This window comes from Pseudoalteromonas sp. (assembly GCF_036960685.1).
Classification (GTDB): Bacteria; Pseudomonadota; Gammaproteobacteria; order Enterobacterales; family Alteromonadaceae; genus Pseudoalteromonas.
Map to the genome: position 1 here is coordinate 302,923 of NZ_JBALXK010000003.1, position 11,291 is coordinate 314,213.

At 40.9% G+C, this 11,291-nt stretch carries 11 protein-coding genes; 6 read left to right on the forward strand and 5 right to left on the reverse strand.

What is annotated here, in order from left to right; translation table 11 throughout:
* Window positions 1–7 precede the first annotated feature (7 nt).
* The 5 genes from V7783_RS04975 to fldB all read right to left on the reverse strand — a co-directional run bounded on the left by V7783_RS04975 (window position 8) and on the right by fldB (window position 4,218).
* Window positions 8–1,009 carry a 5'/3'-nucleotidase SurE gene (locus tag V7783_RS04975; protein WP_335677758.1) on the reverse strand — a complete coding sequence of 334 codons (1,002 nt, stop codon included), beginning with the start codon at window positions 1,007–1,009 and terminating at the stop codon, window positions 8–10.
* 119 nt (window positions 1,010–1,128) lie between these two features.
* Window positions 1,129–2,220, reverse strand: coding sequence for a hypothetical protein (locus V7783_RS04980; protein WP_335677759.1), 1,092 nt, complete (start codon window positions 2,218–2,220; stop codon window positions 1,129–1,131).
* Window positions 2,217–3,059 carry a hypothetical protein gene (locus V7783_RS04985; RefSeq protein ID WP_335677760.1) on the reverse strand — a complete coding sequence of 281 codons (843 nt, stop codon included), beginning with the start codon at window positions 3,057–3,059 and terminating at the stop codon, window positions 2,217–2,219. Before V7783_RS04985 ends, V7783_RS04980 begins: the two co-directional genes overlap by 4 nt.
* Window positions 3,060–3,230: 171 nt before the next feature.
* A complete protein-coding gene (locus V7783_RS04990; RefSeq protein WP_335677761.1) occupies window positions 3,231–3,641 on the reverse strand; it encodes a hypothetical protein in 411 nt (136 codons plus the stop codon).
* A gap of 55 nt (window positions 3,642–3,696) precedes the next feature.
* Entirely contained in the window at window positions 3,697–4,218 is a 522-nt protein-coding gene (fldB, locus tag V7783_RS04995) for a flavodoxin FldB (protein ID WP_335677770.1), read from the reverse strand.
* An 80-nt stretch (window positions 4,219–4,298) separates the two neighbouring features.
* Here fldB and xerD point away from each other — a divergent pair, with 80 nt between their 5' ends.
* The 6 genes from xerD to V7783_RS05025 all read left to right on the forward strand — a co-directional run bounded on the left by xerD (window position 4,299) and on the right by V7783_RS05025 (window position 11,086).
* On the forward strand, window positions 4,299–5,252 hold the full coding sequence (gene xerD / locus V7783_RS05000) for a site-specific tyrosine recombinase XerD (RefSeq protein ID WP_335677762.1): 954 nt from the start codon (window positions 4,299–4,301) through the stop codon (window positions 5,250–5,252).
* A gap of 65 nt (window positions 5,253–5,317) precedes the next feature.
* On the forward strand, window positions 5,318–6,046 hold the full coding sequence (gene dsbC, locus V7783_RS05005) for a bifunctional protein-disulfide isomerase/oxidoreductase DsbC (RefSeq protein WP_335677763.1): 729 nt from the start codon (window positions 5,318–5,320) through the stop codon (window positions 6,044–6,046).
* A 75-nt stretch (window positions 6,047–6,121) separates the two neighbouring features.
* Entirely contained in the window at window positions 6,122–7,843 is a 1,722-nt protein-coding gene (recJ, locus tag V7783_RS05010; RefSeq protein ID WP_335677764.1) for a single-stranded-DNA-specific exonuclease RecJ, read from the forward strand.
* Window positions 7,844–7,974: 131 nt separating this feature from the next.
* A protein-coding gene (gene prfB / locus V7783_RS05015; protein WP_167542958.1) for a peptide chain release factor 2 occupies window positions 7,975–9,073 on the forward strand; the annotation gives its coding sequence in 2 pieces (ribosomal slippage) (window positions 7,975–8,049 and window positions 8,051–9,073; 1,098 coding nt in all).
* 26 nt (window positions 9,074–9,099) lie between these two features.
* Window positions 9,100–10,635 carry a lysine--tRNA ligase gene (gene lysS, locus V7783_RS05020; protein WP_149981744.1) on the forward strand — a complete coding sequence of 512 codons (1,536 nt, stop codon included), beginning with the start codon at window positions 9,100–9,102 and terminating at the stop codon, window positions 10,633–10,635.
* A gap of 268 nt (window positions 10,636–10,903) precedes the next feature.
* The gene (locus V7783_RS05025) at window positions 10,904–11,086 is read left to right on the forward strand and encodes a hypothetical protein (RefSeq protein ID WP_149981743.1); all 183 of its coding nucleotides are present in this window, start codon (window positions 10,904–10,906) and stop codon (window positions 11,084–11,086) included.
* Window positions 11,087–11,291 lie beyond the last annotated feature (205 nt).

Consider the following 11,291-nt stretch of genomic DNA (forward strand, 5'->3'; position numbering starts at 1 on the left):
GAACACCTTACTTAACTAAGTTGTTTAGTTTGATTTGTGTAACGGCTGCCTTGGCTCGGCTTGCTTGCACATTCGCTTCAATAGTACTGATGGTTATATAGCCTTGCTCAAGTAATACGCCTTCACTGAGTTCACTTTCGTCATCCACTAAGCCCTGATCACGAGCGATGGAAACCCCAGCTTTGCCTTGATATTGCGCTTGCGCCATCGCGAGTGCCTGTTCATATGTTGCAGCATAACCTTTTGCTAAAATACCTTGTGCTACATAGGCCATGACTAGCTGATCTTGTGACATATCACCTGCAAATTTAACTTCAAGGCCGCCTGCATTCCAGCCTACTTGACTAAACTTATAACCTAAGTGATTACTCATGTCCTCAGGTGTATTAACGTTTAAACCAGTAAACTTAGGTAATAAAGGTTGATTTACTTGTTTGTTAGTTACCAGTTCACTAACAATTTTTACGATAACATCAGCAACCATAGGTGCTTTTGTTTCATCAGCATCAAATGCACTCACTGCTATGGCCGGAATTCCACGAGCTATAACGACATTTGCAGCGCCAAGCGTACCTGAATTATTGGTCATATAACCTAAGTTGTTGCCTTCATTAGGGCCTGATATCACTAAGTCTGGAAATTGCCCCCATTTTTCTTGAGCCAGTACATCGATACCGTAAAGTGCGGCCATAACTGGCGTACCTTCAACAAAATCTGAAAAGGCAACGCTTTCATCAGTATCACCCACACACACTTGATTTTGCTCTACTTTTGAACGGTCTACATTAACAGGCTCCATAAAATGAATAGCGCCACCTTTACCGCTTTGTCCGGTGCACGGTGCTGACATAACAACGCTATGACCGGCTTCGGTCAATTTAGAGAATAAGGTTTGGATGTTACCGGTACTCCAGCTGTCGTCATTGGTAAGCACAATATTTAGTGCGCTTGCTGGCATAGATAGAGTGGCGGCTGCGATTGCTGCGGCTAATAAAGAGTAACTTTTCATAATACGTCCATTGAGTTTGGTTTGAATGCAAACACCATAGGAAGTTTTATTTACACTTTTGTGAATTAGATATTTCCGTCGTTTTAGAGATATCTTTTATTTTAACTTTATGTTTATTCTTATTTTATTGTTTTTCCTGCGCTGTTCAATCGGTATTTGTAACGTGCTGTTTTCGGGTCACGCTCGCTGATAAATAGATAATCATCAGCAAGGTCACCAATTGTCTTTTGTAGCTGAGCTTTAATTTTATTACGGTTTTGATCCAGCGTTTTACCTTTGAGCCCTTCTTCAGTTAAATCACGAATAGCCTTTTGGTGGCCGTTATAAGCTGTCATTAATTGGGCTAATTGTTCACCACTTTCTCTATCAGGTTTATTAGTTGGCGGGTTGGTGTAGGGAGGAAGTTTATTAATTTCTCGTTGGGCGTACCAATAATAGTAAAATAGCGGGGTTTTAGCTAAAAAAATTGTCAAGCCATGAATAACAACCTGTTGTTGTGAAAGGTTAAAAACGATTGCTTCAGGGGATCTTGCAACAGCAATCGCAGCTGTTATTTTTAATTGGTTATTAACAGCAACAATAAACCATTTTAACTGCACTTCACTAAGCGAGTTTACTTGCTCATTGCGACACAATGCGTTTACCTCATCAGCTGTTAATTGCGTTTTTTCAATGAGTTGTTGATATAAAATCGACTCTATTTGCTGATGACTATCAGCTAAATTGACACCGAGACTGTGGTTATTTACTTTTAACACAATGTCAGTGATGAGTTTATTTAACAGCCTATGAAATTGAATAACGAATAAGCTCAGCAATAAACTTAGCAGTAGGGTATTAGCAATATTAAAATGAGGTTTTGTTGTCAGCTGCAGTGAAATACTGCCTTCACCGTATGGCCAAGTAAAGTCACTGACTGGTTTATTTGCTGTGTTGTTGATTAATTTAATCTTCGTAACTTCAAGTTGCTTAAGTAGCTCGAAGAATAGGGGATTAGTAACGTCAACTCGACTCAACACTTCCAGTAAATGGTTGCTTATACGGGCTAATTCATCATCACTACTTACCGCGTTTTTTAGTGAGGCATTAGTTAGTGTTGGCAGCGCTTGCTTTAAAAAAAACTCTAATGAGTTAGCCGCACTGTACCATGCGTGAAGGCATAAACATGTGCTTATTAGCACGCAAAGCAGACTATGTTTTAATTTTATCATTGAGTGAGTTCAGTTTGGGTTGTTTTATGCTGAGTGACTTTGCTAAATAATTGCTGCTGATAGTGGATGATAAGATTTTTAATTTTTGCTCGTAGCTGGGGCTCAGTATTGTTACTTATAATCCAGATAACTTTAGAGTTTGTTTCTTTAAGCGGTCGTTTTTTATCTTTTGGCCAGTTTATCAAGGCACTATAACGGTCAACACTGGGTATCACATCAAGCTTCTTTTTTATAAAATCAGCAACTAATGCTTCCCTGCTTGGATACAAATGTATTTGTTGCGAAGTTAAAGAGATACCTGCTTGACTAAGCTGACTCATTGGCGAGAGGTAACCTGAAGCACTGTTTTTATCTGCTAATAAACCAACTTGTTTATTTGCAAAGTAATCTGCAGTAATTGCCATGTTACTTTGATGAGAAAACCAGTAAGTAGAGTAATTGGGCAAATTCAATATTACTTGATAAAAATCAGTCCAATTAGGTAACAGTCCCACTAGAGCATGCTCTCTGTATAGCATGACATCAAAATTTTGTGCCATCATCACATCGCTGTTTAGAGATCCCCTTGGTTGCCAAGAGATGGTTACTTTACTGTATGCAGTATTTTTCAGGGTGTTATTGCATAGCTCTTGCGCAAGCGTAGATACTTGCCAATTAGTTGGGATATAGAGATTAAAATTGTTTTTTCCATTAGGGTTAACAACATCACATTGATAGGTATATAACTGGCCAAGTTCAGGGTTTTTTATTTGTGGAGATGAAATAATATAAATCAAAAAAAGAGTGAATATACCGAGCAATAAGTATTTAGTTAAAGTTAGTAAGAGTCGGTATTGCATAGCCTGAGTAATTAGATGAAATAATTGTTAAATTTATCTTATCTACATGTCAGTTTCATGACATTTATTGCACTCTCAGTTGTTTCCCCTAAGTGGTGGCACTGAATCTATGCTACTGGTGCGCTTTGCTACAATAATCTTGGGTGTTTTACTTAAATTATAAAATAGGAGTTAGCAAAGCTGTTTTACTTCATCAAGTTGTATATGCTCTATCACAGGGTCATTTAGTAATATTTTAAACACGTTAGCTGCTTGGGATTTTTCAATATTGGCGCTGCTAAAATTAATGATTTTGAACTGCCGCTTGATGGTTATGCCCGTAATCAAATTAAGCGGCTGTTGATGCTTGATTAGCACCGGTAATACTGTTTTTGTATCATCGTATTTTGCTAAAGCAAGTTTTGATACGTTAAATAAATCTTTAGCGAGTTTACCTGCATTAATAAATGGCACGACCGTATCAGGTATAAAGAATATATGCCCAAGTCGGTCACAACTTTGGCTTCCTGTGCAGTTCAGTGGCTTGACGATGTTATTACTGAACTCGATGACATCGCCATTGATCAAAGTAAATTGTGCCATTGCGCGTCTCGTTTATCGATTATTATTTATCATTTATTAGAGTCACAAAGCGAGATCATAAGGTCTCGCTGTACTCAGTCATGATTTGTTCAACCCAGTTGGCTATTCGCTCATCACTGTGTTCGTATTGGCTGTCTTCATCAAGCGCTAAACCAACAAAGTGTTTGCCGTCTTCGGTGAGTGCTTTCGAGGCTTCAAATTCATAGCTACTGTCATTAGGCCACATGCCTAATAAAGTAAATTGTTGGTCGCTTATTTCGTCATGCAACATGCCGAGTGCATCTTGAAACCATTGGCCGTAACCTTGTTGGTCACCCATGCCAAATAAAGCAATGGTTTTGCCGTTAAGGTCAACATCTTTAATGTCATCCCAAATTGATTCCCAATCTTCTTGTAACTCACCAAAATCCCATGTCGAGATACCAAAGATGATAAAGTCGTAATTCTCTGCGTTTTTTAATGGTTCATCTTTGATGTTATGTAGGCTGACAATGTCTTGACCGATAATATCGCGGATTTTTTCTGCCGCTATTTCTGTATAGCATGTGGTAGAACCATAAAATAAACCAATTTGCATCGTATTTATCACTGTGTATTTGCCTGATATGATAGGCTGAAGTTTACCGTAAGGTATTATTAATTGATACCTTGATAACTATGAGAATAACTGTGACAACGTTACCTGATCATGAGTCATTAGACTCAGCCAATACAGATCACGACGAATTACTCAGTAATAGTGATTACCTTGAGTCTTTTTTAGATAACCTCTATTTAGAACAACACGTAAGCGATAATACGCTATCAGCCTATCGTAGTGATTTAGATAAGTTTTGCCGATTTTTAGAAGGCCAAGATCTATTGACGGTCTGCGCTCAAGATATCGAAAGTTACTTAGCTCATCGTGTTGATTTAGGTTTAAAGCCACGCAGCACCGCGCGTAGTATTAGCGCATTAAAGCGTTTTTATCAGTACTTTGTGCGCGAAAAACATATTACCGATTCGCCAATGGTGAATATTGCCCAGCCTAAAGCGGGGCAGTCACTGCCTAAAACTTTGTCTGAAAACGAAGTTGAGGCATTACTTGCAGCGCCTAATGTTGAAGAGCCTATGGGGCTGCGTGATAAAGCCATGCTGGAATTATTATACGCCACAGGATTGCGGGTCAGTGAATTAGTAGGGCTTAGGATGGAGCAAATTAATTTGCGTCAATCGGTGGTTTTTGTAAAAGGTAAAGGCAATAAAGAGCGTTTAGTACCGCTTGGTGAAGAAGCCATGTATTGGTTAGAGCAGTTTTTAAAAGTAGGCCGAGCGCAAATGATCAAACATGCCACTGATTTTGTGTTTCCGTCAAAGCGTGGAGTAGGCATGACTCGACAAACTTTTTGGCATCGTATTAAACACTATGCTATTTTGGCAGCAGTTGAATCACCTTTATCGCCCCATACGTTGCGTCATGCGTTTGCAACACACTTACTAAATCATGGTGCAGACCTGCGGGTTGTGCAGATGATGTTAGGGCATAGTGATTTATCAACCACACAAATTTATACCCATGTTGCTAATGAAAGGTTAAAGTCGGTACATCAGCAACATCATCCGCGCGCTTAGTGAGAATTTTTTCGTGCTTCGGCGGTCTGAGTAGTTAAGAATTATCAGGATATAAGAGAACAATTATGAAAAAGTTAGTATTAGCCGGTGCAATGTTAGGCACCAGTTTAAGTGCGTTTGCCAATGGCGTAGTAGCCATACCTGATGCCAATGATCCAATTGTTACTAAATTTGCGGAACTAGGTGTTACTGTAAAGCATATTAACCCAAGCCCAGTGGCTGGTTTAAAAGAATTGATCACTGATAAAGGCGTGCTTTATGCAAGCGCAGATGGTCAATACTTAATGCAAGGTACATTAATTGATTTGAATAATCGTAATAACTTGACCGAACAAGCGCTAAATGGCGTACGTAAAGAAGGTTTAGCGCAGTATGAAGATTCAATGATTGTCTATAAAGCTAAAAATGAAAAACACAGCATCACAGTGTTTACCGACATCAGCTGTGGTTATTGCCGTAAGTTACATCGCGAGCTGGATGATTTACTTGAAGCAGGCATTACCGTTAAGTATTTAGCATTTCCACGAGGTGGCTTACAAGGTTCAGGTTACGCTGATTTAATGAATGTATGGTGCGCGAAAGATCAGCAAGAAGCGATGACTGCCGCTAAGTCAGGGGCCGATACTAAAGTAATGGCAGGATGTCATGCACCTGTGGCAGAGCATTATCAGCTTGGTCAAAGTTTTGGTATTAGTGGCACACCAGCGATTATTTTAGAAGATGGTACGCTGATCCCTGGTTATCAACCAGCAGCAGCATTAGCCGCTGCACTAGAAGCAAATAAATCATCATAACGATGTGTTTTTTATAAAAAGGCCGTTAAGGCCTTTTTTTGTCTTTATTCTTTAATTAAAAAGTACTGCATCTGCATGAAGAAATTAATTGTTGCCCGTGAGTATTGTGATGACTCACACCTACCAAACCATTTACACCCAGTTATTAAACAAATTTATGCTAGCCGCCAAGTAAACCATGCTGATGAACTGGACAACAGCGCAGCGACGTTGCACGACTTCAAATTATTTAAAGACATAGATAAAGCCACCGCGTTACTACAAGAGGCATTAAACACGCAAAGCAAGGTTCTGATTGTTGGCGATTTTGATGCCGATGGTGCAACCAGTACCGCTACCTTAATGCAAGGCTTAGCGATGTTTGGTTTTGCTCATTTAGACTATTTAGTGCCAGACAGATTCAGCTTAGGCTATGGTTTAAGCCCAGCGCTTGCCGAACAAATAGTGACGATGGCGCCTGATCTCGTGATCACCGTAGATAATGGCATTTCTTGTATCGCTGGCATCGCGATAGTAAAAGCCGCAGGCATAAAAGTGCTGGTCACTGACCACCACTTGCAAGGTGAGCAACTACCCAATGCTGATGCGATTGTAAACCCAAACCGCCATGATTGTGATTTTCCATCAAAATCCATTGCAGGTGTTGGTGTGGCGTTTTATTTGTTGATAGCGCTAAGAAGTGCATTGCGAGATGCGGGCTATTTTAATACGCAGCCGATGCCTAACTTAGCTGAATTACTTGATATTGTGGCCCTTGGTACGGTTGCTGATGTAGTGGCATTGGACGCTAATAACCGTACTTTAGTACACCAAGGCTTAGCACGTATTCGCAGTGGCAAAACTCGCCCTGGTATTACCGCATTAATAGAAGTGGCTAATCGTAATGCCGCTCGACTAAGCGCCAGCGACTTTGGTTTTTCATTAGCGCCACGACTAAATGCCGCAGGGCGATTGGACGATATGAGTTTAGGCATAGCTTGCTTATTAGCCACTGATATTAATCAAGCAAGGCGCATTGCTGGCGAGCTAGATAGTTTAAATCACGAGCGCCGTGAGATAGAGCAGGGTATGCAAGTTGAAGCGCAAGCGGTATTAGACAAGCTTGCCTTTAGCGATGAACAAACCCCTGATGCCATCTGTTTATATCAAGGTGATTGGCACCAAGGTGTGATAGGTATTTTAGCGGGGCGCTTAAAAGAAAAGTATCACCGTCCAACGGTTATTTTTGCCGGTGGTGACAACGGTGAAATAAAGGGCTCTTGTCGCTCGATTGAAGGCCTACACATGCGGGATTTACTCGAGCGCTTAAATACCTTGCACCCGCATCTGATCAGTAAATTTGGCGGTCATGCCATGGCTGCAGGGCTGACTATTAGTGAGCAACACTTTCACGAGTTTAAGCGCGAGTTTGAACAAGCCGTAAGTGCGCAGTTAAGTGAAGAGCATAAGCGCTGTATTATTTTAACCGATGGCGAGCTTACTGATGATTGCTTTAGCATGGAGTTTGCTAATGTACTCAAACAAGCTGGGCCATGGGGGCAGCAGTTTCCTGAGCCGGTCTTTGAGCACACCTTTGAACTAGTACAACAACGTATTGTTGGCGAAAAACACCTTAAATTAGTCCTCAAGCACCGCTCAGGACGTTTAGTGGATGCCATTGCATTTGGCGTGGATGTGCGGGCGTGGCCAGATACAGAAGCACGTTTTGTTAAGCTGGCTTACCAACTCGATATCAATGAGTTTAGAGGTAAGTTTTCTTTGCAGCTGATTGCCAGAGAGCTGCAAAAAGTGCCATAAAAAATATTTATTATCGGTGCATAAAATACTAATAAAACGCGCGGTTTTTTGTTAAAATCGGGCGTTTTTACTATTTAAAGAATTTTATGGGCGATTTGACGCTCGTAATCAGCCATTTTGGAGTAAGGTACATGTTTGAAGTGAATCCTGTGATTAATCAAATCAAGGAAATTCGCGAACGTACTGAATTGCTTCGGGGGTACCTTTGACTACGCTCTTAAACAAGAACGTTTAGAAGAAGTTAACGCCGAACTTGAAGATTCAGCCGTATGGAATGAGCCAGAACGTGCGCAAGCACTTGGCCGTGAAAAGTCAGCACTAGAGGCCGTTGTTGAAACGATCGACAACCTAGTCAGTGGTACTGATGATGTTGAAGGGTTGTTAGAGCTTGCAGTCGAAGCTGAAGATGAAGACACCTTTATCGAGGCGCAAAGTGAACTTGAAGATCTCAATGGGCAACTTGAAGGCTTAGAGTTTCGCCGTATGTTTTCAGGCCCACATGACGCAAATGATGCGTACCTTGATTTACAATCAGGCTCTGGCGGCACTGAAGCGCAAGACTGGTGTAACATGTTATTACGCATGTATTTACGCTGGGGTGAAGCCAAAGGCTTTAAAGTTGAGCTAGTCGAAGCGACAGACGGTGATGTTGCCGGCATTAAAGGTGCAACCGTGCGCTTTGTTGGCGAATACGCCTATGGCTGGTTACGCACAGAAACAGGCGTACATCGCTTAGTACGCAAAAGCCCGTTTGACTCAAGTGGTCGTCGCCATACATCATTTGCTTCAGCATTTGTTTACCCGGAGATTGACGATAATATCGAAATCGATATTAATCCGGCTGATTTACGTATTGATGTATACCGTGCATCAGGTGCCGGTGGTCAGCACGTTAACACCACCGAATCAGCGGTGCGTATTACTCACGTACCAACCAATACCGTAGTGCAATGCCAGAACGAACGTTCACAGCATAAAAATAAAGCACAAGCGATGAAACAGTTAAAAGCGAAGTTATTTGAACTTGAGTTACAACAGCAAAATGCTGAAAAACAAACGCAAGAAGACGCTAAATCTGATATTGGTTGGGGGAGTCAAATTCGTTCATACGTACTTGATGATTCACGTATTAAAGATTTACGAACCGGTGTTGAAAACCGTAATACGCAATCGGTACTAGACGGTAACTTAGATAAATTTATTGAAGCCAGCTTAAAATCTGGCCTATAACCACCAAGCTAAAAAAGAGCTAAAAAATGACTGATCAAATCCAAGACGAAAATAAGTTAATCGCTGAGCGTCGTGGCAAACTAGACGCTATTCGCGCTAATTGCCCAGCCAACGGTCATCCAAATCAATTCCGTCGTGAGCATTACACGGCAGACTTACAGGCCGAGTTTGGTGATAAGAGTAAAGAAGAATTAGTAGAACTTAACCATGTTGTGTCTATCGCGGGTCGTATCCTTGCTAAACGTGGACCATTTTTTGTAGTGCAAGACATGAAAGGCCGTGTACAAGCGTATGCGTCAAAAGATGCACAAAAAGACTTGAAAGAAAAGTACGGTCAATTAGACACCGGCGACATTATTGGTGTGAAGGGTGCGCTTAATAAATCAGGTAAAGGCGATTTATACGTAGAAATGACTGAGTATCAATTACTGACTAAGTCACTACGCCCATTACCTGAAAAATTCCATGGCTTGTCTGACCAAGAAACAAAATACCGTCAGCGTTATGTTGATTTGATCACTAACGAAGCAACTCGTGAAACGTTCCGTATTCGCTCGCAAGTGGTTGAAGGTATTCGTCGCTTCTTAGCAGAGCGTGACTTTATGGAAGTTGAAACGCCAATGCTACAGGTTATTCCTGGTGGTGCTTCTGCGCGTCCATTCGTGACTCATCACAATGCACTGGATATCGATATGTACTTACGTATCGCACCAGAGCTTTACTTAAAACGTTTAGTGGTAGGTGGCTTTGACCGCGTATTTGAAATTAACCGTAACTTCCGTAACGAAGGGTTATCAACGCGTCACAACCCAGAATTCACTATGATTGAGTTCTACCAAGCATACGCTGATTACATTGACTTGATGAATATCACCGAAGACATGCTGCGTACTGTTGCTACTAACGTACTGGGCAGCCCAATTGTGGTTAACACCACTAAAGATGAAAACGGTGAAGTGGTTGACTCAGTAGAGTATGACTTTGGTCAACCGTTTACGCGTTTAAGCATGGCAGATGCCATCTTAAAATATAACCCTGAGTTTGATGCTGCGGTATTTAATGACCCAGAAAACCATTTTGAACAATTAAAAGCGTACGCTAAACAAGTGCACGTTAAAATTCCTGAAAACTGTGTTTGGGGTCCAGGTAAGTTCTTATGTGAAATCTTTGAAGAAACCGCTGAGCACATGCTTATTCAACCGACTTTCATCACAGGTTATCCATGGGAAGTATCTCCACTGGCTCGTCGTAACGACGAAAACGCATTTGTTACCGACCGCTTTGAGTTTTTTGTGGGCGGCCGTGAACTTGCAAATGGTTTCTCTGAGCTTAATGATGCACAAGATCAAGCTGAGCGCTTTACTCGCCAAGTTGAAGAGAAAGACGCAGGTGACGATGAAGCTATGCACTATGACGAAGATTATATTCGCGCCCTAGAATATGGCTTACCACCAACAGCGGGTGAGGGGATTGGTATCGACCGTTTAGTTATGCTGTTTACTGATTCATCAACGATTAAAGACGTTATCTTGTTCCCGCATATGCGTCCACAAGCTGACTAAGTCTATTTTTATAAAATAGTTTTTAAACGCCGCTTATTAGCGGCGTTTTTGTGTTTGCACTAAACAATGACATTTTACGGTTCATAACGACACGAAGGTTTTAATTTAAGATATTGAATTGCAAAGTAATAAATAATTAATTCTAAAAAAGTAAAAAATCAACAAGCATTATTTTTAAGTTTAGCTAAACTAGGGGGGTTAAAAATAGAATAAAGCATTGTTTTTTCATAAAGTACCAATCTAAAGGACTTATATAAACGGATTTTATATGAAAGATAAAAAACCTGAGTTACCTAATAACGCATTTAGTACAGAGCTACAAAGAGAAGCCTATTATCGAGCATGCATTGCTGAGTTTCAGCAATTAGGCTATCAAGATCAATACCTCGAACAATTAAGCGATGAGTTGGTACCTGTATTAGGTGTTTCTGCTGATGTTAAAATTCCATAATGTGATTAATTATCAAGCAGAGTTGATTCTTTTTTAGCGCTAATGGGTATTCTCTAACCATACAGTCACTTTAAACAAGAAAAGTGTTTGACATATTTTCTGAAATCTTTATTATACGCCCCACAAGACGGAGAGGTGGCCGAGTGGCCGAAGGCGCTCCCCTGCTAAGGGAGTATAGGGTTTGTAGCTCTATCGAGGGTTCGAA